The organism is Cerasicoccus arenae (genome assembly GCF_014651635.1).
GTDB classification, from domain to species: domain Bacteria; phylum Verrucomicrobiota; class Verrucomicrobiia; order Opitutales; family Cerasicoccaceae; genus Cerasicoccus; species Cerasicoccus arenae.
This window is the reverse complement of record NZ_BMXG01000002.1, coordinates 81,505-104,906: the sequence shown is the minus strand read 5'-3', so window position 1 is coordinate 104,906 and position 23,402 is coordinate 81,505. Positions and strand designations below refer to the sequence as shown.

Below are 23,402 nucleotides of genomic sequence, written 5' to 3'. Positions count from 1 at the left end.
GTTATCTTTGCTTCCTTCTGTTCAAAATCCTTTACGCGAACTGCCGCAGGAAGCGTAGGTCGTTGTTGTAGAAGTGACGGATATCGTCAATGCCGTGGAGAATCATGGCAATGCGTTCCACGCCCATACCGAAGGCAAAACCCGTCCATTTCCCTGAATTGATGCCGACCGCGTCGAAGACCTTCGGGTCAACCATGCCGCAACCGCCCAGTTCGATCCATTGGTTCGAGAGTTTGCCAAGGTTGGGCGTCATCATATCCAGCTCGAATGACGGCTCGGTGAACGGGAAAAAGCTCGGGCGCAAACGGACCTTGGAGCCCTTGCCAAAGATTTCTGCCACAAAGTAATCAAGCACAGCCTTAAGGTCCTTGATCGTCACCTCGCGGTCGATGTAAAGGCCTTCGCATTGGTGGAAATTTGCGCTATGCGTAGCGTCGGAGGTGTCGCGGCGGAACACACGACCGGGCGAAATAATCCGCAGTGGCGGCTTCTCGGCGAGCATCGTGCGGATCTGCACCGTAGAGGTGTGCGAGCGGAGAATATAGCGCTCTTCCCCGCGTTTCGATACATTGCCCATCTTGGCGTCTTCCGGCATGAACAGCGTATCTTGCTCGTCACGTGCCGGGTGGTCTTCTGGCGTATTAAGCGCATCGAAGCAGAACCATTCCGTTTCAACCTCCGGGCCTTCGGCAACGGTGAACCCGATCTTGCGGAACACGTCGTCCATCCGACGACGAGTCTGGGTGAGTGGGTGCAGGAGGCCGGGCGCGGGGTCCGGGCTGGGCAACGATGGATCGATCGGCGGGCCGATGAGAGCCGCCAGCTCCAACGCGTCGAGGTTTTCCAAGGCCTGTGTATAAAACGCTTCGATCTGCGTTTTATACTCATTGATCAGCTTGCCCATGGCAGGACGGTCTTCCTTAGGCACATTTTTCATGCCTTTGAGAATGTCCGTTAGCTTGCCCTTAGGGCCGGAAATGGTCGCCTTAAACGCCTCGAAATCCGAGCGTTTAACGATGCCCGGGATAGCGTTTTCGACTTCGGTGAGAATTGCCTGGAGTTGTTCCTTCATGAGGGATGCGAATTGTGCGCAATAAAAAAGGCGGCCATCGTGGGCCGCCTCCGTGAATTCGTCAAGCAGGACGTTGCGTTACTCGGCTTTAGCAGCTTTTGCTTTTTCAACCAGTGCGTTTTTGGCTTTTTCAACCAAAGACTGGAACGCGGCTTCGTCGTGGATAGCCATTTCGCTAATTGCCTTACGGTCAAGACCGATTTCGGCTTGCTTGAGACCTTCCATCAAACGGCTGTAAGAGATGTCCAGAGGACGGCAGGCAGCGTTGATACGGATGATCCAGAGTTGACGAAACTCAGACTTTTTCTTACGACGGTCGCGGTAAGCGAACTTACCGGAACGCGAGACGGCGTCCTTCGCGTAACGATAGAGACGCGATTTATTGCCGAAATAACCCTTGGCCTGCTTTAGCTTGTTCTTGCGGCGGGCCCGGGTAGCGGGTGCATTGGTTGCGCGTGGCATGTTGTTGTATGTTCCTTCGTTTCGTGGGCGGCGAGGTCGCCTATGAATTCACCTCGAACGCGCCCGGATTAATCAGTATGGTTAAGGCCTAAGCTTAGTGCGAGTGTGGCAGAGCACGGAGAACCTGGCGGGATTGACCCTCACCTAGGCTGTGACTCTGACGCATCGAGCGCTTTTGCTTTTGGCTCTTATTACGCAGGAGGTGCCGGTGATTCGCTTTGAAGCGACGCACCTTGCCCGTGCCGGTAATTTTGAACCGCTTGGCCATTGCTTTGCGTGTTTTCTGTGACATAAGAATTGTGGAAAAGCTGAGGAAAACACAGCATTTCCGGGTCGGTGTAAAGGCTTTTTTAGTTCAGAACGTCCTGATTTCAGGTAATATCGGCTTACACAGCCTCCCCTTCATCGAACCAGTTAGCTACTCCGGCTTGTCTTTTTTGGAAAAACGATTTTCGGTTCCGGCGATGAGACGCTGAATATTGCTCCGGTGGCGCAAAACAATCAACGCGGCCAACAGGACCAAGAAACCGATCAATAGTCCCGGCGAACCAGTCATCAGGGCAATTAGCGGCAAGCTCACGCCAAAGACGATTGAAGCCAGGGAAACGTAGCGCGAAGTGTAAAATGTCGCCACCCAGATCAGCAGGCCACAGAGCAGCACCAGCGGCGCGAGCGCCAGCAGGCCGCCCATGGTCACGGCGACACCTTTACCACCCTTGAAACCAATGAAAACCGAGAAGCTGTGCCCGAGAATGGCTCCAACGAGCCCGAGAATGGCAAAGGCCAGTGCGGACTCATCTGCAATCAAAAGCCGAGGCAAAATCGTGGCAATGAAGCCCTTGAGCACATCCAACGCAAAACAGGCATTCCCTGCCGTCTTGCCAAGCACGCGCTTGACGTTGGTGGCACCGGGATTGCCGCTGCCAGCCTTCAGAATGTCGACTCCATGACGACGCGCAATAATCACCGCAAACGGGATCGCGCCGAGCAAATACCCGACCAGCATAACGCCAATGAGAGTGAACAAGTTCATGAAGTAATCTATTCGTCAGTTTCTCTCGCTCAAAGGCTCGTGAGAAAAACCCCACGAACCTTCAAACGGACAAGCAATCGAACTTATAATTCGATCACTTTAAACTTCTCAATGTGCTCATGGCCAGAGATTTCGGCCTGTGTCGCGGCGGAAGGAGCGCTATCGAGCTCAACCACGCTAATGGCGAAACCTTCGCCCTGATCGCGGGCCAGCGACAGATTGGCGATATTCACGCCGTCCTTACCGAGCACGGTACCGAGGTAGCCGACCATGCCGGGAACATCCTTGTTTTTAACGACGAGTAGCGTACCGGAGGTGTTGACCTCCACGCCGTGGCCGTCGATCGAAACGATGCGCGGGCTCTGCGACTTGCCAAACAATGTGCCAGCAACCGTGCGCGTCTTACCGCTACTTTCGATGGCCTGCACCTCGATTAACTCAGTATAATTTGCGTCCGTGCTACTCCTCGTCGTCTCTACGTCGACGCCGAGCTGCTCCAGCTTGCTGGGAGCGTTCACGTCATTGACATTCGGCGAAATGCGGGCGAGATAGCCACGCTGGATCGCGCGGGACAGCGGAGTCGTGTCGAGGTTGATAATCTTGCCAAAATAGCTGATCTTGATCTTCTCCACCCCGTCATTGGAAAGCTGTTGGATGAAGCTGCCGAGCTTTTCGCCGAGATTCAGGTAAGGCTTGAGCTTTTCCAGATCCTTTGGGTCGATCGACGGCATGTTAATCGCGTTGCGGACCATACCGCCATTGAGCGCGTCGACCATCTGTTCGGCGATTTCGATACCCACGCTTTCTTGTGCTTCGGAAGTCGAGGCACCAAGGTGCGGGGTGAGAACCACATTGTCCATCGAGCGAAACGGGCAGTCCTTGGCAAGTGGCTCGTCTTCGTAAACGTCTAAGCCAGCCGCAGCGACCTTACCGCTCTGCAAACCTTCGATCAGGGCAGATTCCTTGATAATTCCACCGCGAGCGCAGTTAAAGAGGCGTACCCCCTTCTTCATCTTGGCGATGGCGGCCTCGTCGATCATGTATTTGGTCTCAGGCGTCAATGGCATGTGAACCGTGATGTAATCGCTCTGCTTGACCAGAGTGTCGAGGTCGACCTTCTTCAGGCCCAGCGTTTCCGCACGGCTTTCAGTCAAGTAGGGATCGTAGGCCAGCACGGTCATGCCAAAGCCTTGCGCACGCTTGGCGACTTCTGCACCGATGCGGCCAAGACCGCAAACACCGAGTACCTTTTGGTAAAGTTCCGCACCCTTCGGGAGCGTCTTGCGCGGCCAGCCGCCAGCTTTCATCTCCGCATCGGCGCGCGCAATTGGGCGGCTCCCGCAAAGCATATGCGTGAACGTCAATTCTGCGGTAGCAATGGTGTTGCCGCCGGGAGTGTTCATGACGATCACCCCGCGCTCAGTGGCCGCAGGGATGTTGACATTGTCCACACCGACCCCGGCGCGGCCAACAACCTTGAGCTTCGGCGCGGCGGCGATGACTTCCTCGCTAACGGTCGTTTCAGAGCGCACCGCAATGCCGTCCACATCACCGATCAAGGAAATAACCTGTTCGGGGGATGCGGACCAGTCGGCAATGACTTCCCATGCAACGACGACCTCGTAGCCGGGTTGCTGCTTGAAATATTCGATGCCCGTAGGCGAGATCTTATCGGCGACCAGGATTTTCATAATGGAAGCAGGTGATTGAACGCTGCCGTCGCTGAAATGCAACCGTAGAAAATCCGATCTCTCCTAATGTCAAATTGAGAGGAAAAACTAATAACCTCCATTAGGCGACATACTCGCCAAGGCACCCCACCAACCCAACGCAATTAATTCATGGGCCCAAGCTTTCGCAGCTTCAGCTCATTGAGCCGATATGGCCCCAATCCCAGCTTTGATGCATATTCAAAGAGTGGTGGCTCGCCGTTAGGCACATCGAAATTGGCGGCGCGGCGGCCCTTGATCAGCTTGCGCCACATCAGGTAGTCCAAGGCGACAGGATTAGCACTGAGCCAAAGTTTTTGCTCTCTGCCGGTATATAAAGCATTGAAACGCGGCCCACCGAGGAACTGATAACGCTCCAGCGAGAGGATCGTGAAGACCCATTTGTCGTTGAGTTCAGGAATGGCGGCCATTTCCGCTGTAGCCACGGGCGCATTCGCCGGGCTGAGGAAAAAGCGCTGGTTGTTGGTCACATTCCAAAGAGTGGCGTTGGCCAGTGCACCGCTAATCCCGAGCGCCTCGTTATCGGACGCCATTGGCAGATTGATCCAAAAATCAGTGTCCAGAAAAAGCGTTGAGGCCAAGTAGCTCTTGCGGTCGTTCGGATCTTCTTCAAAAGAAAAGCCCCGCCCAGCTGAAATCGCGCGGGCCATGCGCTCACGCGATGGCAAATTACTGTCGTAGAACCACAAATCGTTGGTAATTCCCGAGGTGGTATCCAGCGAATAAACCGGCACGTCGTTGAAAGTTTCGTCGCCCAACCCCTTACGGCTGGGCAGGTAGCCGCACTCCCGCAGTCGCTGTTCACTACCGTCGATGATAAATAACATAGAGCGCGAATAGCCGCGCTTTTCCAGAGAATCGATCACGGCCTTAGTCAAGGCCAATGGAGTCATAAGACCTGGTCCTGATTGGGTAAAAACCTTAATCCCAACCCTGCCATTAGACCCCGGCTTCAAGGTTTTACCGGACACAGATTCCCAATGAGAAATCAGCGATTCCACCCCCGCATCGTAATCCACCTCAGTGAAGCCGTTCAAGGGATACTCCCAGACATAATCCTTTTCCGCCGTCGTCGGGCGATAGGACTGGCCCCAGACAGGGGAGGCCAGTAGCATGACTGCAATAAATTTCGTAAATTGACGTATTCCCAACATTATCAGCGCTTGACTCAATTTCGGCATAGCCGAAGGTTATAACTGCCTCTGAATGAAACAGCAATACAGCACCCAGCTTGCCTGCCTTTTGGTTTTGCTGGCAACACTTTTTCTAGCCGCATGCGGTGGGAAAGAGCGTATGCCGGATGAAGCCGCTATCCAACAAGCCCTCGACGCGGCCAATGAACTGGTTTACGAGAACCAGGTCGATCTGGCCATCACCCGCCTGGAGGAGCTTGAAAAGCAAGCCCCCGGCAACCCACTGGTCATTGAAGCCATGGCCTTTGCCTACGCTAAACAGCCAGATCCCGCCATGGCCGCGATTTATTTTGATCAGGCCTACCGAATGAACCCCGCCAACGCAGACCTCGCGCTTTATGCGGCGCAGTCTCATCTTGAAAACGGCGACCCCAAATCCGCAGCAAGCGCCTACGGCACTTATCTTAAAACAAATCCAGATGACGCCGTTGCCTGGAAAGCGCTTGCCAGCGCAGAGTATGAATTAAAACGCAACCAAGCGGCACTGGACGCCTATTTGGAGGCCTTCCGTCGCAGCCGACAGACACCCACCCACGAGGAAGCGGCCATGGTCGGGCATCTCTACCACGCCGTTGGTAACTCCGCCCAAGCCACCAAATGGTATATGCAGGCCCTGCGCCCCGGTGGTGCCCCCACAGACCGCCTCACCGCACAGCTTGGCCTGTTTGAACTTGCCCTGCGTGCCCACGAGTGGCCCCGCGCCAACGAACTAATGATCCAGATCGAATCAGAGTTCCCGGGCGAACTGGCAGCCGGCCCTTATGCCTCATCCCGCACAGAATTGATTAAATGGCGCACAGCACAAAATGCCCTTCAAGAGGCCGCATTATCCCAAGCAGTTGACACCCCTCCCCCCTCCAGCATCCCCGTCAGCGGGGCCTCAACAGCCACCAGCAGCGCCCCACAGGTGTCAACGAACGCCAGTAATATGCTTTCAACTGAAGATTTGCTCGCCGCCAGCGCCGACATGCCAGTGGTGGTTTCAAGCAGCAACGTCGCAGTCCCCCCCCCCCCTCTTTCTACCGAACAAGCAGCAACGACACCAAAGCCAACAACGACACCCGCAACTTCTACGTCGACCGCAACCAGCACGACAACGAGTGCTATCGCCTCAGCCACAACGCTTGGTAACCTCACTGATCCCAATGACCCTGCGCTAGCCAAGGCCTTTCCAACAGAAACAATGGTCGACATTACCGCCGAATTGCAAACACACACCCCCGTTGTCACCACCGATGCTGGCGCATTAACCGCTACGGATGTCGAAATCACAGAGACTACATTGAGCGACACAGCCGCTGAAATGACCGAAGTAGCCATCACGGAAACAGAAACCATTGAAACCACAGACGGCGGCGAACTCACCGTCGCTGAAATCACTGAAACGACCAGCGCAGCAGGAGAAACGGTTACAGAGACAATCGGAATTATTGAAATTGATCCTCCAGATCGCAACATGACCCCAGCCCAGCGCGCCACCTTGGCTTACGAGGCGGAGGATTACGTCACGGCAATCCGTTTTTACCGACAGGCTCTGGCCACAGAGAGTAATAACGCCGAGTTGTCCTACGACCTTTCCCGCGCATATTTTAATAACGGGCAATACCGCGAGGCAGAAATCTACGCTTCCGAGGCGACACGGCTCAGCCCCAATGACGTCCGCTTCACCCTCAACTATCTACGCGCCATCCAACGCACGATGAGCCGTGAAGCGCTCATGCGTGAGCTTGTCCGCGCTAAGGAACGTTTTCCGAACAGCCCAGACATCACGCTGGCACTTGGCCGCGCCTACGAAGTCATTATGGGCAATACACGCAATGCCCGCTTCCTCTATGAGGAGTTCGTCACCATGGCCCCTAATCACCCTCGGACCGACGAAATCAGGAAAAAACTCGAAAAGCTGCCGCGCTACTAGATTATTCTAGATAGCATCAGTAAGACGGGAACAAGAAACCGCCAAACCGTTTGCATCGCCAACAGTTGCCCCCCCCCCTCTTTATCCGGTGTATTTCACCTCGTGGTAGGTTAGGAAGCTTTCGAGTCCTTTCGGAGTGAGGTAGTTCTTAAGCAAACGCTGATCAGACTTGGTCAAGTCGACAACGATTAGACCGTCGAGGCAGTGCCCAAAGTCCGCATCAACGTTAAAAGAAAGCAAGGTACCGTTGAGCTTCAGATAGTGGCGCAGAAGAACAGGAACGCCTTTTTGGTCCTGCTCAATCTCTGAGATCAACGCTGAAACGTCGTCAATGCTGCGCACGGAAGCGAGCATGGCTTCTTTTTCGCTGGCCCCCATTTTGGTGCCCCCCCGCGGGGGGTGCTTGGCCTTGACGAGGCTTGCGAGTTCATGGTGGAGCTTATTCTTCTTGAGAAATTTCACCATCAGGTCCTTCGAGACCGCGTTGTATTCCTGACTAATACTAACCGGACCGAATAACGTGCGATACTGTGGGTGGCGGACCACGAACAGACCGATTCCGCGCCAAATCAACGACAGTGAGGCATGCTTTTTCTGGTAGTCAACAGCGATGAACGAACGACCAACCTCCAGTGCGGGGCCGAGACGTTCGAAGAACTCGGGTTTAAACTTGAATAGCGAGGCGGTGTAGAGCCCTTGGCGGCCTTTGGTGAGTAAGATTTCATCAGTCAGCCCAATGCGGTAGGAGCCGACAATCGCGTTGGCACCAGCGTCCCACATAAAGAGGTGGCGATAGTAGAGATCGAAGCGGTCGAGGTCCGTCGATTCGCCTGTGCCCTCCCCCACTACGCGGAACGTCCGCTCACGCAAGCGGCCAAGTTCTTCGAGCACTTCAGGAATTTCAGAGGCGTGCGCCCAATAGACCTTAAAGTCCCCATGTTCCGTCAACAGACGATCTTCGGGCAATCCGACAATTTCTTTGGCTAAGACTTCGGGGGGGGCTGATTCAGCCACAGGCGTCATCGGCACCTCACGCTTAGGTAGACGAGGAAAAGCGAACCGGCGGCGGGGTTTTTCATCCCCCTCTCGTTTGGCCAAAATATAGGTTTTCACCCGTAAAAAGTCAGTCAGCGCCTGACTCGTGGGAAAGTCTTTCAATTGGCGATAGGCTAAAGGCTGACCAATGCGTAGGCGGACAACTCCGTCGACCTGCTTGGACATTTCCCGAGTCAACGAGGCCGTGCGAAGCATCGGGCTAATCATGCCAGCAATCTGATAAGCGAGGCTGTTGTGGCCTTCAATGAAGACTGGCACCACCGTGGCCTGCGACTTCTGCACCAAGCGTGCAGTATTGTCGAGCCAGGGTGGATCGGTGATCTGGCGGGTTTTCCAATGCCAATGCGACACCGTTCCCGAGGGAAACGTGCCAATACAGCCACCGTCGCGCAAAAAGCGGATAGTCTCCTTCATTGCTGCGAAATTGCTGCGGGCTGCTTCCGGGCCACCAAATGGGTCCACCGCGATGAGCCACGGCTGAATTTCGGGCATCTTGGTCAGCAAATAATTGGCGAGCAGCTTAGCGTCATCCCGCAAACCAGTCACCAGAGCACCAAAGACCACGCCATCCACGATGCCAAAGGGGTGATTACTCACAATCAGCACCGGACCGTCCTTGGGCACCTTGGCCAAGTCTTCTTCACTCACTTCGTAGGCGACATTGAGCGACCTTAACGAACGCTCGAAAAAGTTGATTGTCGAATGATCCTCAGTCACCCGACGATAAATATCATTGAGCGCCGATATACCGATGAAGTCCTCCAATGGCTTTCCACCCATGGAATAAAGCGCACGCTTCCAGCCCGTGAGGGAATCCTTCACGTTAATGAGTGGCTTTGAAGACGAGGTGCTTGACATAAAAACAGGAACTCTAGGACTCGGGCAAACTGTCACAAGCACGAAAGTTCAGTTAACGACAATGCCTCAACCGACGAATTACAGGGAAAATTTAATCTTTTTCCCGGAATCATTTTACTATTAGCTCCTTCCATGAAATTCGGTATTCTCAATGGTCCCAACTTGAACCGACTTGGCCAACGCGAGCCTGCGATCTACGGATCACAGACACTGGCGGACCTGGAGCAGTCGATTATAGACAAGGCCAAGGAATTGGGCGTTACCGTCGAGTGCTTCCAATCCAACCATGAAGGCGATCTCATTGAGAAGATCCATCATTGGGCCGAATGCCAATTCAACGGATTTGTGCTCAACGGCGCGGCATTCACTCATACTTCAATTGCTCTGCGCGACGCCATCGCGAGCAGTGACTTGGCCTTTGTCGAGGTGCACATTTCCAATGTCTATGCCCGCGAGGAATTCCGCCATAAATCTTACACGGCTCCTTTGGCCAAAGGCATCATCGCTGGGCTCGGACTCGACGGCTATCTCCACGCGCTCGAATGGCTAGTCAGGCACCCCAGTTCACCAGACCTCATTTAACCAACAATCTCGTTGGATCGAGGTATTTGCGCAACAACGCAAGCGAGCGAGCTATAATAGGGCTCCCCTCAGAGGTGCTTCTGGAATTCGTTGAACTGATTCTGAATCCGTTGATTCTGTTCTTTTGCTTCCTGCTGCCTCATTTGCTGCCGTTGATACTCATCGTAATAGTCCTTGTCGACGATAGCCTCGTCCGCTCCGGGCTCCGGACAGTCCAATGATGAACATCCCGAGGATAGAACGAGTAATACAGAAAAAAGGATCAGGCTAAAAACATTCATGGCGCTCAGACTATATATGGAGCCGCAAAATAGACCGCGAAATGGAGGCAAATGCAAGTTGCTACGCCAGCGGCAAGGTCGTCAACAACCACCCCAAGGCCGCCCGGCAAGTCTTGCAGTTTCTTGATTCCGAAGGGTTTGAGGATGTCGAAAAGCCGAAAAAGCCCAAAGCCCAGCAGCAGAATTGTCCACGCCCAAGCACCAAATGCCGCAATGGCACCTTGTAAGCCAATGAAGCACACCGGCATCGCGACGACCTCGTCGAGGATGACTTCGCCGGGATCACGCTTAAACAGGCGGTTCTCCGCCTCACCGCAAAAGGCTATCGCTAGGTAGATCCAAGCCGCCAAAATCAGGAAATAGAAGAACGGCTCAAGCGGGTAAAACATTACCGTGTACAACAACACACCAGCCACAGAACCATTGGTCCCGGGTGCCTTCCCCAAATAGCCGAGCTTGCCCAGCGTAGCGACATTAGTGATGATTGGACTCGGTAATAACACGGTCCATGGATGCCATTTCTCAGGGGTCATTTTTGCGAATTTTCATTCTCCACCGGCTTGAACAAAAACCAGTATTTAGTCAAGTAAGTCGCCCCGGATTGTAATGTGAGTCCAGTCGCGAATACAAAGAGCCCCATGCCAGTCCAAAAAAGTGTTTTTAACACCACACCATCCATGCCGAAATCGCGCGCCAATGAGAGGGCCAGCAATAACACAGAAGCCGCTAAGATTTGGAACACAGTCTTGATCTTACCACCCTTCTCGGCTGCTAACACTACGCCTCGGCTCGCCGCCACCAAGCGTAAGCCAGTGATTAGAAACTCTCGGCCAATGATTATTAGGACCAGAAACAGGCTCCAACGTGGTAAAAAACCGGGTATCGATACCAAGATAACAAACATGCCAACCATCAATACCTTGTCGGCCAGTGCATCCATCAGCTTACCAAAATCGGTAATCAGCTTGAAGCGGCGTGCCACGTAGCCGTCCGCCCAATCCGTCAGCGCAGCAATAATAAAACACACTAGCGCCGCCATGACCGCCCCTTTTACGTTCAAAAACAGGAGCGCCGCGATCAGGAACAAGAACGCGATGCGGGACAGACTGAGGAGATTTGGCAGGTTCAAGAAAATGCAGGTTCGAAGTTTATCTACGTCATCCGAATAGATGTAGATTGCTCGTAAGACTAGACTCTCTTTGCGGACACCCAAGCACAAAAAAATCCAGAAGGGGGGGGGCTCAAGTGATAATTGAATATCAATTAGAGAACCGAATGGCTAAATGACCGTGCAAATTACAGATTTCCGCCATTCACAGAAAATGTGGCGAAATTAAACATTGCTTGCGCGCAAGTGAGGCCCAATCTCCATTGCCCATGAATGGTATTCTGGAAGGCGCGGGTTGGTTTGTAATTCCGCTAGGGCTGTGTTCGATCTTAATGGTGTTTATTTTGGCCGAACGCCTATTTGCGCTGCGTAATTCCAAGATACTGCCCAAGGCAATCGTGGACAGCTTTGTTACGGGCGAAGTGCTTGAACTAGAAGGAGATCATGAGTCCGTCGCTGGCCGCATTCTCTTCTTCTATCAGCTAAATCGACCTGACCCAGATGCGCTCAAGGCTTTCGCCTCTTTGGAAACCGCCCGTCTGGAACGAGGGATGTTTATCCTCGATATCGTGGTTGGCGCGGCACCGTTACTCGGCCTACTTGGCACAGTGACGGGCCTCATCGACGTTTTTAGTGGCATCGACCCTGAAAGCGGCCTGCCAGACCCCACTCAGTTCATGCAAGGCATCGCCATGGCGCTGACCACTACTATGCTCGGGCTGTCCATTGCCATCCCTGCCCTCGTCGGCGCCAGTTACTTAAGTCGCCGGGTGGACATGCTGACGGCGCAAATCTACGTCGGCGTCGAGCGTATGGTCGATTTGGCGAAAAGTAATAAAGCTAAAGCTTAAAGGGCCCTCACCTTTAATCTTCCCACTTAAACCTTTCCCAACATGTATCGCCGCCGCCAACGCCGCAAAGCTGAGATCAACATTGTTCCGTTGATCGACGTGCTGATTGTGCTGATTTTCTTCTTCTTGATGACGATGCAGTTCCGGAACTTGAACGTGCTCAACATCACGCCGCCCAAAATGGAAACGGCGGGCAAATCTGGGCAACTCGACCAGATCGTAATCGGCATCAATGCCGAAGGCGAATACTACCTCAACAACGAGGTTGTCACTGAAGACGAAATTATCTCCGCATTCTCAGAGGCTTCCAAGCTGGATGACAAGCCTAGCATTTTAGTCCAGGCTGACCAAGATGCTCCCTTTAAATACGTCTCCTTCGTGATGGATCAAACGCGCAAGGTCGACTTGGGCAAAGTCCGCCTCATGGGCCGCTAATACGGGCGTTTGTCCTGAAAGTGCGGATTCCAGTAACCGTTGAAATCTTCGGGGCCAAACCAGCCAATCTGCGCTTTTTCGTTATCTGCGCCCCAGTGATTATGCTTTGAGTCGCCGCTCGGTGACTCAAAGGACACACGACCATCGGCCCAAGCCACCAGCGCCTCGCCGTTGAATCGAAAATGCACGGACGGCGTGGCGCGCCCAGCCAGTTTTCCCCCGCTCAGGTTAAACGGTGGCTCACTGAAGCCGTATTCCACAATGCCTTCCCCGTTCGTGATCGCCGTCGAGGTAAACATCACGGTCTTGCTTGGATCAGGGACATTTGCTGGCACATTCGGGGTTGTCCACCAAGTAGATACTCCCCTCTCAGATAGCTGCGGACTGGATCCTAAATAGAGCGAATTATAACCGTATCCACCAGCACCCGCATTGAATTGTGCGTCTTCGTTCACACTGTCGCCCAGAATCTGATCAAAGACTGGGCAACGGGTTACTGCACCGCTTTGGAGATAAGGAATTAAATAGCCGCCCTCCGGTAAATATTCTTTGCCTTTTTTTTTGCCATACCAGTGTGTCCGATTGTTGCCACTCATACTCTGTACAAAATGCCCCGTATCCGCCAAGCATGCGAGATTGGCCATCGACAGCTGACGAATATTATTTACGGACTGGCTCGTGAGCGCCGATTGCCGAACTCGGCCAACGGCGGGGATCATGATCGCCGTGAGTATTCCCACAATCGTACCAACCGTCAGTATCTCGACCAATGTAAATGCGTTTCGGGCTTTCATGCGTTATTCAATCGGCTCCACAGTAAGGCGGAAGAAAACTTGCGTTTCCGGCAATGCAAAATCGAGGCGGAAGTCCCGCAAGACGCCAAGACTCGCCTGAGTGTGGCGGGAAGTGCTTCCGATCCCCAACACGGATTCCGTCAGAGAAATTTCATTGAGCGGCCCAAGCGTTGCGACGGTTTCCCAGTTATCTAAATCGAGCGACGTCTCCACCAAAATACGACAATCTGAGGTCCTCATTTCACGAGGAAAACAGTAAACTAAGCGATCCTCTAAAACCTCCAGGCGGACAGCTTCTTCACTTTCGTGTAGCTCGGGATCGTATCCAAATGCGTATTCAACTAGGTTCGGCCAGAGATCTCCGTCATCATTATCTCCAGGAACAAGATTACGCTCCGCATCCCACTCATCATAACTGAGTGCATTGCTCACAACGCCAATACCGTCAATATCCGCCCCGCCGCTACCAAACGTATACCAGGCATCATAAATGGGATTGCCCAACGAATCCAGGAAATCGCCTCTTCCTGGAATATCGATAATCCGAATATAGAATATGTTGTCCAAATCCACTGCCCCAGAAATCACGAGCGGATCAACCAACAGCTGTGATAAATCAAAAGGCGTCCCCCAGGATTCACCATCAGCATTCACGTGCTTTCCAGCCAAATTGAAGACGAGCGTTGGATCGATGGAACCGTAGGGCGACACGATGTCCTCCGTTAAGGACACACTTGGAAAACGAGCAAAATTCTCGCCATCCGTTGAAACTTCGACGTAAGCCAATTCAGCCCAGATACCACCGACCCCAAAACCGCCTTGGTCATCTGTAGTAATATAACCGTTTTCAAATACCGCGAAATCCGCGCCAGGGGCATTGTAGATACGCTCATTAAAAGCCAAGACGATCTCGCCCGGATTGACGCCATTGTCGATCTCCTCGGGTAATAAGTCGCCCAATGAAACCACCACTTGTTGCTCGCCGATTGCCGATCCTACTGCGTTGGCTTTAAACTGCCAATCATCGGCTACCGTAGATGTTGGCGAGTAGCTTTCAACCGAATCTGCCCAGTTCAAGAAAATCGGGTTAAGGTAGGCCAAGTCAGGAGATTCGCCATTGGGCGATCCACTATCAGGCTTATAAATCACAGCCCCATCCCCATCTGGGCCAATGAAGCCGGGAATGGGTGCATCAAAAGCATTCTCACTATCAAAATAACCATGTGAATACTGCCCATGCAGGCTTACCACCAGCAAGGGAGACAACAGACAAAACATCCCCAAACGCTTCATTTCCAGCAAGAGGAACAGATTAGCAGTGAAATGCCAAGCCTCTTATTGGCAGTAAATTGCCGTTTTAATATAGAAACAACCAGACATTAGATAGATTAATCAACCTACTAAAATCTGTGCGGCGATTATTCGAATTGCGCCATTTTTTTCTTTAAAAATAAAAAATATCTGTTTTTTTATTCCACAACGACATTTACCTCATGGCTTCAAACGAAACTACCCTGGATTTCTCCATTGTCCGCGATATGCGCAAGCGGGCGGGCATGACACTTGAAGACGTTTCCAAGCTCTGCGGCATCACGATCGCGGGCCTGTCGAAGCTTGAGCGCAATCAGAACATGATCGAGCTGGACACCCTCTACCGCCTCGCGCGGGTGTTTGGCCTCTCAGCAACGGATCTGCTCAACCTTGCGGAATCTTGCTCCGCGACGAAGAAAGACAAAGACAGCTATTCCTCGGGCCCTTTCCACTTCGACCACATTGGTTTCAAGGGCATCGACTGCTTTACCGCCACGGCCAAAGTCGGTGCCAAGCTTTCCAAGCCAGAAGCCCACGGCGACGAGTTTGAAATTTGCTGGCTCAAGAGCGGCAAGCTCCAGATCAATCTCCCGCGCGAAAAACACCTGTTGGAGCCTGGGCAAGCCCTTAAATTTGACGCTGCGCTCGAGCACACCTACGAGATCCTCGAAGACAGCGAAATCACCATCATACACCTCGAAAAATCCCACCGATTCTAAAATCCTATGATCGACCTAAAATCCGCCCCTGAGCTCAAAGCCCTTGAGCCGAAGCTCAACCAATTCTTCGACTTGGCCAAGACCAAGATCACGGCCATTGACGCTGAGTATGACAACAGCAAGGGATCACCCGTGTTTACCGTGGAAGGCAAATACACCACGCGCGGTTGGACTGAGTGGACCGAGGGTTTCCGCTACGGCATTTCCGTGTTGCACTTCGACGCCACGGGCGATGAATCCAGCCTGAAGTCGGGCCGCGACCAAACCGTTTCCAAGATGGCAACGCACGTCAGCCATATCGGCGTGCACGACCACGGTTTCAACAACCTCTCGACCTACGGCAACCTCCGCCGCCTCATGCTCGAAGGTCGTATCCCAGACAACGAGTGGGAAAAGAATTTCTACGAGCTCGCCATCAAGGTTTCCGGTGCCGTCCAAGCAGCACGTTGGACCGAGCGTCAGGGCGGCGGCTTCATCCACTCTTTCAACGGCCCGCACTCGCTCTTCGTCGACACCATCCGCAGTTGCCGCATCCTGATGGTTGCACACCGCCTCGGCCACGTGCTCATGGGCGAAGGCGACAAGCCCATCAACTTGCTTGAGCGCGCCTTGCAGCACATCGAGTCGACCGCGAAATATTCCGTCTTCTATGGTGAAGGCCGCGATAGCTACGACGAACGTGGACGCACCACGCACGAAGCAATTTTCAACACCAAGGACGGTGCCTATCGTTGCCCGAACAGCCAGCAGGGTTACACGGGCTTCAGTACCTGGACCCGCGGACAGGCCTGGGCCATCGTTGGTTTCGCCGAAGAGCTTGAGCTGCTGAAAGAATTCTCCGACGAAGAACTCGCGCCTTTCGGTGGCCGTTCCGAGATCGAAGCAATGATGCTGAAGGCCGCCACTGCAACCGCTGACCATTGCATCGAAAACACACCCGTCTGTGGCATTCCGTACTGGGACACTGGCGCGCCGAAGCTCCACTTGCTCGGTGACTACATGGACCGCCCAGCCGATCCTTACAATGCCTACGAGCCAGTCGACAGCTCCGCCGCCGCAATCAGCGCGCAGGGAATGCTCCGCCTCGGTCATTACTTGATGGCCAAGGGAGACTCCGCCGTTGCTGAGAAATACATTGACGCTGGTCTCAAGATGTCGGACTCGCTTTTCGCCGAGCCTTATCTTTCCACCGATCCTAAGCACCACGGCCTCATCCTCCACTCCATTTACCACGAGCCAAATGGCTGGGATCATAAACCCGAGTCTGGCAAGGCCGCTTATGGCGAGTCCTCCATGTGGGGCGATTACCACGCGATGGAACTCGCTGTCTATCTGCAACGCCTCATCAAGAAGGCTCCGTATTACACGTTCTTCGCGTAAAGGGATCCGTCATGCTAAAAACTGGCCTCACCTCTATCACCTTTCGCCCACTTTCCGTCGACGAGATCATCGCACTCACCAAGGAGTGCGGTATCGACGGGATTGAGTGGGGCGGTGATGTTCACGCCAAGCCTGGTGAACTTGCCCTCGCAAAGGAAATCAAAGCAAAGACCAAAGCGGCGGGCTTAGCAATTCCATCCTACGGCTCATATTACCGATGCAATGCAGAGTCAGGCACCTTCGAGGACACGCTAGCCACTGCGCAAGCACTTGGTGCACCGGTGATCCGCGTTTGGGCTGGTGAGAAAGGCTCTGCCGACGCCTTCATGGAAGAACGCGCCGAGGTGGTTATTTCCCTGCAAAAAGCAGTTGATGCGGCCAAGGCAGTTGGCGTCACAGTTGCACTGGAATACCACGGCGGTACATTGACGGACACGCAGGAATCCGCGCATCAATTACTCGCCGAAGTTGGTCGACCAGAGCTTAAACTCTACTGGCAACCACGGACAGGTGGCACGTTCGAAGGCGACATTCCTGAGCTAAAGGCTGCCCTCCCCCACATGGCGCACGTGCATTGCTTTCATTGGGGCCCCGCTGGCTGGAAGGATCGTCACCCACTGGCAGATGGCGTCGAGCCTTGGACCGAATATTTGAAAATCATCCGCGAAGCCGATGGCGACCGCTACATCATCTTTGAGTTTGTTAAAGGTGACCAGCCAGACCAACTCCGCGACGACGCCAAGACATTACACGCCCTAATCAATTCATAGTCATGGAAAACCTCGACCGACTCGCGATTCACACGATGACCACCAAGCCTTGGGACCTCCCCACGGCTTGCGCCAAGTATTCCGCTGCTGGCGTGCCCGGCGTCGGCCTCTGGCGCCAATGGCTCGACAGCCGGCCGCTCGCGGAGTCCAAAAAGATGCTCGATGACCATGGCCTCAAAGCAGTGTCGCTCGTGCGCAGTGGTTTTTATCCGCATCTCAATGCCGCCGAAAGGCAAGCCGCGTTCGATGACAACATCAAGGCGCTCGACGAAGCTGCCGCCGTTGGCGCGCCACAAGTCGTGCTTGTCTGTGGAGCCAAGCCTGAGTTGAGCATTACCGAGAACCGCAAGCAGATCACCGAAGGCATTAGTTCACTGATTGAGCACGCAAGCAAGGTCGGCGTCATGCTTTCCATCGAACCACTGCACCCGATGTATGCCGACTGCCGCAGTGCGGTAAATACCATTGGCCAATGCAACGACATGATCGACCAGCTCGGCGACGAGTGGGTTGGCATCGCTGCCGATGTTTACCACATCTGGTGGGACCCACAGCTTGAGCAGGAAATCAAGCGCGCAGGCAAACGCATCATTGGCTTTCATGTCTGCGATTGGATGACCCCCACTGCCGACATGCTCAACGACCGTGGCTTGATGGGCGAAGGCTGCATCGATAACCGCGGCATTCGCCAGCTTGTCGAGTCCACCGGCTTCAACGGCTGGATCGAAGTCGAAGTTTTCTCCGCCCGTCACTGGGCGACTGATCAAGATGAGTATCTCGAAAAGATTATCTCCGCTTATAAAACCCACGTCTAACCTCTCCTCCAACAATTTACCAAATATCGATATGAAAACACATAGAATCGGCATCATCATGAACGGCGTCACGGGACGCATGGGCACCAACCAGCATCTGCTTCGTTCCATCGACGCGATCATCAAGCAAGGCGGCGTCAAGGTAAGCCCAACCGAGGTCATCATGCCTGACCCCATCCTCGTTGGCCGTAATGAAATCAAGCTCAAGGAACTCATCGCTAAGACTTCAGTCGAGAAATACACGACCGATCTCGACAGCGTGATGAATGATCCGGCATATCCAATTTACTTCGACGCGCAAACCACACTGCGCCGCTTCGACGCCGTCAAGAAAGCCGCCGCTGCTGGCAAGCACGTCTACTGCGAAAAGCCGACTGCGATCACGACTGAGGATGCACACAAGCTTTATGAAATCTGCCGTGATGCTGGTGTGAAGAACGGTGTTGTTCAGGACAAGCTCTGGCTGCCCGGTCTCGTCAAGGCCAAGCGCCTCATGGAAAACGGTTTCTTCGGCGAAATCATGTCGGTCCGCGGTGAGTTCGGTTATTGGGTATTTGAAGGCCACACTGTGCCACCTCAACGCCCATCCTGGAACTATCGCAAGGAAGACGGCGGCGGCATGATCATCGACATGCTCTGCCACTGGCGCTACGTGATCGACAATCTCTTTGGTCCGGTCAAGAGCGTGTCATGTCTCGCAGCGACACACATTCCGGAGCGAATCGACGAAGAAGGTAAGCCCTACAAGTGCACCGCTGACGACTCTGCCTACTCAACCTTCGAGTTGGAAAACGGCGTCATCTGCCACTTCAATTCGTCTTGGAATGTCCGTGTCCGCCGTGACGACCTACTAACCATGCAGATCGACGGTACAAAGGGCAGCGCCATTGTCGGCTTGCGTGACGTTTGGACCCAGCACTACGGCAACACGCCGCGCCCAGTCTGGAACCCTGACATCAAGAACCCAATCGACTTCTTTGACGGCTGGCAGAAGGTTCCAGAACAGGAAACTTACGACAATGCGTTTAAGATCCAGTGGGAAATGTTCCTTCGCCACGTCGTGCTTGACGAACCATTCCGCTGGAACCTCCTCGAAGGTGCCAAGGGCGTTCAGCTCGCAGAATACGGCCTCAAGAGCTCGGAAGAGCGCCGCTGGCTCGACCTTCCTGAACTACAGGCATAATCATGAGCAAACCAGTTGCATTTGTTACGGGCGGCAGTCGAGGCATTGGCTTCGGCTGCGCCGCTCGGCTGGCAGAATTGGGCTTCAACGTCGCCATCAACGGGATGCGCGACGAGTCTCAAGTCAGCGAGCCGATTGAAAAACTCAAGGCACTCGGCGCAGAAGTGCTTTACTGTCAGGGTGACATCGGTTCCGCCGATGCCCGTGCTTCCATGCTCGGCTCCATCAAGGAGCGTTTCGGCAAACTCAACGTCCTCGTGAACAACGCGGGCGTCGCACCGAAAGAGCGTAAGGATATACTGGAAGCCACCGAGGAAAGCTTCGATTACGTCGTGGGCACCAACGTCAAGGGCCCTTATTTTCTATCGCAAAGTGCGGCCAACTGGATGATCGAGCAGAAGGAAGCCAACCCTGATGAGTTCTTTACGATTATCAATGTCGGCTCGATCTCGGCAACAGTCGTCTCCGTAAATCGCGGTGAATACTGCGTATCCAAGGCTGGCATAGCAATGATGTCTCAGCTCTTCGCGGCGCGGCTTGGTGAGTATAACATTCCGGTCTATGAGATTCGCCCAGGCGTCATCAAAACCGATATGACCAGCGGCGTAACCGACAAATATGATAAGCTCATCAGTGACGGACTTTGCGTTACAAAGCGTTGGGGCTTACCTGAGGATATCGGCAAGGCTGTTGGCGCATTATCACGCGGAGACTTCCCCTACTCCACCGGCCAAGTGATTATGATCGATGGCGCATTGACTATGCCTCGGCTTTAATTAAACAACCAACAACATTATGGCAGACTTAGATCAATTTCCGGTCATACCGGTCATCGTCATCGATAACGCGAACGACGCCGTGCCTTTGGCCGAAGCACTTATCGCGGGTGGGCTTAATATCATTGAAGTCACATTCCGCACCGCCGCCGCCGCCGAGGCTATCGAGCGCATCGCGAACAAGTTTCCTGATATGCTCGTGGGCGCTGGCACCGTCGTTACTGCTGAGCAGGCGCAACGCGCAATCGACGCTGGCAGTAAGTTTGGCTTGGCACCGGGCACAGACCCCGAAACCATCGCCTACTTCAAGAGCAAGAATGTCCCATTCATTCCCGGCGTGATGACTCCCACTGATATCCAGATGGCCTACAAGGCAGGTTGCAAACGCTTGAAATTCTTCCCCGCCGGCGCTGCTGGCGGCACGAAGATGCTCAAGGCGATGTGCGCGCCCTACAGCAATCTTGGCGTAAAGTTCTGCCCCACTGGCGGCGTATCGCTCGACAACATGCTGGAGTATCTGGCCATGCCGGAAGTATTCGCCATCGGTGGTTCCTGGTTGGCGACGAAGGCGCAGATTGCTTCAGGTGACTGGGCTGGCATTACGCAACAGGTCAAAGACGCTCTCGCAAAAGCAGCCGAAGTTTAAACTCTACCTTTTCAATCGTTAATAATAAAGCGCCCGGACGAATAGTCCGGGCGCTTTACTTTAGATAATTTGTTTATGCAGTGGGTTGCGACTCCACCACACCATGTTTCTTGGCAAGACGATCCGCGGCTTCACCACGCCCCGTTTCACGCAGACGCTTCAGATATTTTACTCCATCTTCCTTGCTGTGCAGTGAGCCACCTTCGGCGAGCACGGTATTCATCGGATCAATGTCAAAACGCGAAGACACCATCATTTCTTCTTTCCACTTTGCAATGATACCCTGTCCCTTCTGCAGGAGTTCGGGTTTTGATTCGGCAAGGTTATTTTGCTCGTGCGGGTCATTCGCCAAATCGAAAAGCATTAAGTCCGGGTAGTCATGCCAGGAATCGTGATAGGTCTCGATAAATATGTAGTCATCCCAACGGGCGGCGCGTTGACAGCACCAAGCTGCCTGCGAAATGACCAGAGTGTCGCGATGGGCTTTATTCGGCTCATTCAGTTGCGACGCAAAGCCTATGCCATCCCAGCAATCCGGCACTGCCCTGCCCGATAGCTCAAGCGATGTTGCCGCCATATCGAGTGAATACATCAAGCGATCATCGGATTGACCGGCACGATCATCAGTAACGCCGGGCCAACGTACGATCATGGGAATATTGCAGGTGAATTGGTCAGCCGTCTGGTGGTCGCCATAGACATTCAGCTCGCCCAGATTTTCACCGTGGTCGGCAGAAATGATGATAGCCGTGTTTTCATAGAGCCCTTGATCCTTCAGTGACTGGATAATCTGGCCAACGTAGTAGTCCGCATAAGCCACGCCACAGTCATAGCCATCAAACATTGCGCGCGCCTCCTTCATGCTATCGATGGAGACCGGCTGTCGAGCTTCTACATCTGGCCGCGAGCCATTAAACATCCACTCTGGGCGGGGCGAGTAACCGTTAACCTCTTGTGCAGAGTGCGGCCCCGCTTGCTTCCAATGCTCCTGACGAACCTCCTCGGAGTACCATTCGGGAATCGGTTCGTCAGCGAAGGGGTTTCCGTAGTCCAATGGGGTGCGATACGGCGTGTGTGGGTCCCAAACATTCACCCACATGAAGAACGGTTTTTCGTCACTGCCTTTTCGCTCGAACCAATCGGTCACCTGAGGCGCAATCATATCCGCAGTTTCTTGGCCGTTACCACCAGTATTGTGGATTTCCATAAAACCAGCGTACCAATGCCAGGCACCATGCCGTTGTGCAAACGGACTAAAGGCTACGGTGTGGTAACCCTTTTTCTGAAATTGGTTGGCCCAATTGGGCTGAGTCATGTCGCAGAAGAAATGCCGATCTTCTCCCCATATAAACGGTTGAGATGCCACACCGCCATGATTGATAACTCCCGTGTGGATGCCGCAGCGACCTGTCGTCATCGCAGTGCGACTTGGGAGGCATGGGGCATCCGGCGCATAGCAGTTAGTGAAGCGCAAGCCTTCGGCGGCAATCGCGTCAAGATTAGGGCTAGTCTCACGATGGTAGCCATAGCAGCCAAGATGGTCAGGCCGTAACGAATCGATATCGATGTAGAGGATATTCATGGGTTAAGGTTGGTTCGGATGGTTTCTATCAATAGCAGCTTGTCCCGCTCAGCACGTGGCGTCTGCCTTTGCGCAATGGCGATCACACCAACGAGCTGATCGCCATCGAGTATCGGGCAAGCAAAGCGGCGGATGCCAAATTCATTAAAATCATTGTCCTGCGCCCAATTGAAAGTGCGGGCTTCATTAATACGCATTGCGGCAGCAGATGGATCGACCTTGCGCTTCCGCCCCTCATCCCATACCCATGTATTGGCTTCGGGTAGCACCATATTCTGGAAAGCGAAATAAATTAAGACCGTGGCCTCCAACTCCTCTAGATCGCGCTGAAAACCAATCCGCGCACGTATCGATACAATTTCGTCTTCTGGTTCGGCTCTATCAATTAGCACCAAAGAGGCAACGCCCACGCGATAAAGCTCTACGCAGCATTTCACTTCCTTCGCCCAAACGGGCAAAATCCGGCGCGCCTCTTCGAGCGCCAGACTCTCTAGGCTAGCGACCGATCTTAATGCCTGCCGCGCTTCCCAAAGCTTTGATCCATCGTCTTGATGCACAGCCCCCAAAGACTCTAGGGCCTGTAAATAGCGCCATACAGACGACTTTGGCCAACCAGTCTTCCGCACCAACGCTTCCAGTGAGCTCTGCCCATCACGCCCCAAAATAGCAAGCAGCGCCAAACCACGCGTCAGAGCGGGAGCAGGATCAATCTTTGCGTCACTTGAATGGTCGGCTTTTACACTCATTATTTCATATATAGAACATTTATTCCACCAAAGGAACATCCAGCTACCAAGTCAACAATGAACAGTGAAAACATCACGATGGTACTCCGCATGGTTTTGTTTTG

At 53.6% G+C, this 23,402-nt stretch carries 25 protein-coding genes; 11 read left to right on the top strand and 14 right to left on the bottom strand.

Annotated elements, in window-relative coordinates:
• Positions 1–31 precede the first annotated feature (31 nt).
• From pheS to IE065_RS02115, 6 genes are all read right to left on the bottom strand, one after another.
• Entirely contained in the window at positions 32–1,072 is a 1,041-nt protein-coding gene (gene pheS, locus IE065_RS02140) for a phenylalanine--tRNA ligase subunit alpha (protein ID WP_189511378.1), read from the bottom strand.
• 78 nt (positions 1,073–1,150) lie between these two features.
• Entirely contained in the window at positions 1,151–1,534 is a 384-nt protein-coding gene (gene rplT, locus IE065_RS02135; protein ID WP_189511376.1) for a 50S ribosomal protein L20, read from the bottom strand.
• A 94-nt stretch (positions 1,535–1,628) separates the two neighbouring features.
• Positions 1,629–1,826 carry a 50S ribosomal protein L35 gene (rpmI, locus tag IE065_RS02130; protein ID WP_189511374.1) on the bottom strand — a complete coding sequence of 66 codons (198 nt, stop codon included), beginning with the start codon at positions 1,824–1,826 and terminating at the stop codon, positions 1,629–1,631.
• A 126-nt stretch (positions 1,827–1,952) separates the two neighbouring features.
• A complete protein-coding gene (plsY, locus tag IE065_RS02125) occupies positions 1,953–2,567 on the bottom strand; it encodes a glycerol-3-phosphate 1-O-acyltransferase PlsY (protein ID WP_189511373.1) in 615 nt (204 codons plus the stop codon).
• An 83-nt stretch (positions 2,568–2,650) separates the two neighbouring features.
• Positions 2,651–4,258, bottom strand: a complete 1,608-nt coding sequence (gene serA / locus IE065_RS02120) for a phosphoglycerate dehydrogenase (RefSeq protein ID WP_189511371.1) — start codon at positions 4,256–4,258, stop codon at positions 2,651–2,653.
• A gap of 143 nt (positions 4,259–4,401) precedes the next feature.
• The gene (locus IE065_RS02115) at positions 4,402–5,412 is read right to left on the bottom strand and encodes a DUF362 domain-containing protein (RefSeq protein ID WP_189511369.1); all 1,011 of its coding nucleotides are present in this window, start codon (positions 5,410–5,412) and stop codon (positions 4,402–4,404) included.
• Positions 5,413–5,503: 91 nt separating this feature from the next.
• Between IE065_RS02115 and IE065_RS02110 the strand changes: the two genes are divergently transcribed.
• Positions 5,504–7,405 carry a tetratricopeptide repeat protein gene (locus tag IE065_RS02110; RefSeq protein WP_189511367.1) on the top strand — a complete coding sequence of 634 codons (1,902 nt, stop codon included), beginning with the start codon at positions 5,504–5,506 and terminating at the stop codon, positions 7,403–7,405.
• Between the two features lie 81 nt (positions 7,406–7,486).
• Here the strand turns inward: IE065_RS02110 and IE065_RS02105 are convergent, their stop codons facing one another.
• A complete protein-coding gene (locus IE065_RS02105) occupies positions 7,487–9,283 on the bottom strand; it encodes a bifunctional lysophospholipid acyltransferase family protein/GNAT family N-acetyltransferase (protein WP_189511365.1) in 1,797 nt (598 codons plus the stop codon).
• A 168-nt stretch (positions 9,284–9,451) separates the two neighbouring features.
• Between IE065_RS02105 and aroQ the strand changes: the two genes are divergently transcribed.
• Positions 9,452–9,901 (top strand): type II 3-dehydroquinate dehydratase, encoded by a 450-nt coding sequence (gene aroQ, locus IE065_RS02100; RefSeq protein WP_189511363.1) that lies wholly within the window; start codon positions 9,452–9,454, stop codon positions 9,899–9,901.
• A 68-nt stretch (positions 9,902–9,969) separates the two neighbouring features.
• Here the strand turns inward: aroQ and IE065_RS02095 are convergent, their stop codons facing one another.
• Genes IE065_RS02095 through pgsA form a run of 3 tightly spaced genes read right to left on the bottom strand, consistent with a single transcriptional unit; the run spans position 9,970 to position 11,311 of the window.
• Positions 9,970–10,182 (bottom strand): hypothetical protein, encoded by a 213-nt coding sequence (locus IE065_RS02095; RefSeq protein WP_189511361.1) that lies wholly within the window; start codon positions 10,180–10,182, stop codon positions 9,970–9,972.
• A 5-nt stretch (positions 10,183–10,187) separates the two neighbouring features.
• Complete coding sequence (locus tag IE065_RS02090) at positions 10,188–10,715, bottom strand: phosphatidylglycerophosphatase A family protein (protein WP_189511359.1); 528 nt, start codon at positions 10,713–10,715, stop codon at positions 10,188–10,190.
• Positions 10,712–11,311 carry a CDP-diacylglycerol--glycerol-3-phosphate 3-phosphatidyltransferase gene (pgsA, locus tag IE065_RS02085; protein ID WP_189511357.1) on the bottom strand — a complete coding sequence of 200 codons (600 nt, stop codon included), beginning with the start codon at positions 11,309–11,311 and terminating at the stop codon, positions 10,712–10,714. Before pgsA ends, IE065_RS02090 begins: the two co-directional genes overlap by 4 nt.
• Positions 11,312–11,559: 248 nt before the next feature.
• Here pgsA and IE065_RS02080 point away from each other — a divergent pair, with 248 nt between their 5' ends.
• Positions 11,560–12,141, top strand: a complete 582-nt coding sequence (locus tag IE065_RS02080; RefSeq protein ID WP_189511355.1) for a MotA/TolQ/ExbB proton channel family protein — start codon at positions 11,560–11,562, stop codon at positions 12,139–12,141.
• Positions 12,142–12,183: 42 nt separating this feature from the next.
• Positions 12,184–12,576 carry an ExbD/TolR family protein gene (locus IE065_RS02075; protein ID WP_189511353.1) on the top strand — a complete coding sequence of 131 codons (393 nt, stop codon included), beginning with the start codon at positions 12,184–12,186 and terminating at the stop codon, positions 12,574–12,576.
• Here the strand turns inward: IE065_RS02075 and IE065_RS02070 are convergent.
• Both IE065_RS02070 and IE065_RS02065 read right to left on the bottom strand, forming a co-directional pair.
• Positions 12,573–13,370 (bottom strand): type II secretion system protein, encoded by a 798-nt coding sequence (locus tag IE065_RS02070; RefSeq protein WP_189511351.1) that lies wholly within the window; start codon positions 13,368–13,370, stop codon positions 12,573–12,575. The genes IE065_RS02075 and IE065_RS02070 overlap by 4 nt on opposite strands.
• Positions 13,371–13,373: 3 nt before the next feature.
• A complete protein-coding gene (locus IE065_RS02065) occupies positions 13,374–14,672 on the bottom strand; it encodes a hypothetical protein (protein ID WP_189511349.1) in 1,299 nt (432 codons plus the stop codon).
• A gap of 191 nt (positions 14,673–14,863) precedes the next feature.
• Here IE065_RS02065 and IE065_RS02060 point away from each other — a divergent pair, with 191 nt between their 5' ends.
• Genes IE065_RS02060 through IE065_RS02030 form a run of 7 tightly spaced genes read left to right on the top strand, consistent with a single transcriptional unit; the run spans position 14,864 to position 20,970 of the window.
• Positions 14,864–15,400 carry a helix-turn-helix domain-containing protein gene (locus IE065_RS02060; RefSeq protein ID WP_189511347.1) on the top strand — a complete coding sequence of 179 codons (537 nt, stop codon included), beginning with the start codon at positions 14,864–14,866 and terminating at the stop codon, positions 15,398–15,400.
• Between the two features lie 6 nt (positions 15,401–15,406).
• Complete coding sequence (locus tag IE065_RS02055) at positions 15,407–16,780, top strand: glycoside hydrolase family 88 protein (protein ID WP_189511346.1); 1,374 nt, start codon at positions 15,407–15,409, stop codon at positions 16,778–16,780.
• 11 nt (positions 16,781–16,791) lie between these two features.
• On the top strand, positions 16,792–17,550 hold the full coding sequence (locus IE065_RS02050) for a sugar phosphate isomerase/epimerase family protein (protein WP_189511344.1): 759 nt from the start codon (positions 16,792–16,794) through the stop codon (positions 17,548–17,550).
• Positions 17,551–17,552: 2 nt separating this feature from the next.
• On the top strand, positions 17,553–18,365 hold the full coding sequence (locus IE065_RS02045; protein ID WP_200163154.1) for a sugar phosphate isomerase/epimerase family protein: 813 nt from the start codon (positions 17,553–17,555) through the stop codon (positions 18,363–18,365).
• Between the two features lie 31 nt (positions 18,366–18,396).
• Positions 18,397–19,548, top strand: a complete 1,152-nt coding sequence (locus IE065_RS02040) for a Gfo/Idh/MocA family protein (RefSeq protein WP_189511342.1) — start codon at positions 18,397–18,399, stop codon at positions 19,546–19,548.
• Positions 19,549–19,550: 2 nt separating this feature from the next.
• Entirely contained in the window at positions 19,551–20,324 is a 774-nt protein-coding gene (locus IE065_RS02035; RefSeq protein ID WP_189511340.1) for a 3-ketoacyl-ACP reductase, read from the top strand.
• Between the two features lie 19 nt (positions 20,325–20,343).
• On the top strand, positions 20,344–20,970 hold the full coding sequence (locus IE065_RS02030; RefSeq protein WP_189511337.1) for a bifunctional 4-hydroxy-2-oxoglutarate aldolase/2-dehydro-3-deoxy-phosphogluconate aldolase: 627 nt from the start codon (positions 20,344–20,346) through the stop codon (positions 20,968–20,970).
• A 73-nt stretch (positions 20,971–21,043) separates the two neighbouring features.
• On the opposite strand, the gene IE065_RS02025 is transcribed toward IE065_RS02030, so the two are convergent.
• Both IE065_RS02025 and IE065_RS02020 read right to left on the bottom strand, forming a co-directional pair.
• Positions 21,044–22,552 (bottom strand): sulfatase family protein, encoded by a 1,509-nt coding sequence (locus IE065_RS02025; protein WP_189511334.1) that lies wholly within the window; start codon positions 22,550–22,552, stop codon positions 21,044–21,046.
• Positions 22,549–23,298, bottom strand: coding sequence for a helix-turn-helix domain-containing protein (locus IE065_RS02020; protein WP_189511333.1), 750 nt, complete (start codon positions 23,296–23,298; stop codon positions 22,549–22,551). Before IE065_RS02020 ends, IE065_RS02025 begins: the two co-directional genes overlap by 4 nt.
• Between the last annotated feature and the right edge of the window lie 104 nt (positions 23,299–23,402).

Coding starts and splice junctions, on each gene's coding strand:
- pheS (WP_189511378.1), bottom strand. CDS start 1,072: ATGAAGGAACAACTCCAGGCAATTCTCACCGAAGTCGAAAACGCTATC.
- rplT (WP_189511376.1), bottom strand. CDS start 1,534: ATGCCACGCGCAACCAATGCACCCGCTACCCGGGCCCGCCGCAAGAAC.
- rpmI (WP_189511374.1), bottom strand. CDS start 1,826: ATGTCACAGAAAACACGCAAAGCAATGGCCAAGCGGTTCAAAATTACC.
- plsY (WP_189511373.1), bottom strand. CDS start 2,567: ATGAACTTGTTCACTCTCATTGGCGTTATGCTGGTCGGGTATTTGCTC.
- serA (WP_189511371.1), bottom strand. CDS start 4,258: ATGAAAATCCTGGTCGCCGATAAGATCTCGCCTACGGGCATCGAATAT.
- IE065_RS02115 (WP_189511369.1), bottom strand. CDS start 5,412: ATGCTACTGGCCTCCCCTGTCTGGGGCCAGTCCTATCGCCCGACGACG.
- IE065_RS02110 (WP_189511367.1), top strand. CDS start 5,504: ATGAAACAGCAATACAGCACCCAGCTTGCCTGCCTTTTGGTTTTGCTG.
- aroQ (WP_189511363.1), top strand. CDS start 9,452: ATGAAATTCGGTATTCTCAATGGTCCCAACTTGAACCGACTTGGCCAA.
- IE065_RS02095 (WP_189511361.1), bottom strand. CDS start 10,182: ATGAATGTTTTTAGCCTGATCCTTTTTTCTGTATTACTCGTTCTATCC.
- IE065_RS02090 (WP_189511359.1), bottom strand. CDS start 10,715: ATGACCCCTGAGAAATGGCATCCATGGACCGTGTTATTACCGAGTCCA.
- IE065_RS02080 (WP_189511355.1), top strand. CDS start 11,560: ATGAATGGTATTCTGGAAGGCGCGGGTTGGTTTGTAATTCCGCTAGGG.
- IE065_RS02075 (WP_189511353.1), top strand. CDS start 12,184: ATGTATCGCCGCCGCCAACGCCGCAAAGCTGAGATCAACATTGTTCCG.
- IE065_RS02070 (WP_189511351.1), bottom strand. CDS start 13,370: ATGAAAGCCCGAAACGCATTTACATTGGTCGAGATACTGACGGTTGGT.
- IE065_RS02060 (WP_189511347.1), top strand. CDS start 14,864: ATGGCTTCAAACGAAACTACCCTGGATTTCTCCATTGTCCGCGATATG.
- IE065_RS02055 (WP_189511346.1), top strand. CDS start 15,407: ATGATCGACCTAAAATCCGCCCCTGAGCTCAAAGCCCTTGAGCCGAAG.
- IE065_RS02050 (WP_189511344.1), top strand. CDS start 16,792: ATGCTAAAAACTGGCCTCACCTCTATCACCTTTCGCCCACTTTCCGTC.
- IE065_RS02045 (WP_200163154.1), top strand. CDS start 17,553: ATGGAAAACCTCGACCGACTCGCGATTCACACGATGACCACCAAGCCT.
- IE065_RS02040 (WP_189511342.1), top strand. CDS start 18,397: ATGAAAACACATAGAATCGGCATCATCATGAACGGCGTCACGGGACGC.
- IE065_RS02035 (WP_189511340.1), top strand. CDS start 19,551: ATGAGCAAACCAGTTGCATTTGTTACGGGCGGCAGTCGAGGCATTGGC.
- IE065_RS02030 (WP_189511337.1), top strand. CDS start 20,344: ATGGCAGACTTAGATCAATTTCCGGTCATACCGGTCATCGTCATCGAT.
- IE065_RS02025 (WP_189511334.1), bottom strand. CDS start 22,552: ATGAATATCCTCTACATCGATATCGATTCGTTACGGCCTGACCATCTT.
- IE065_RS02020 (WP_189511333.1), bottom strand. CDS start 23,298: ATGAGTGTAAAAGCCGACCATTCAAGTGACGCAAAGATTGATCCTGCT.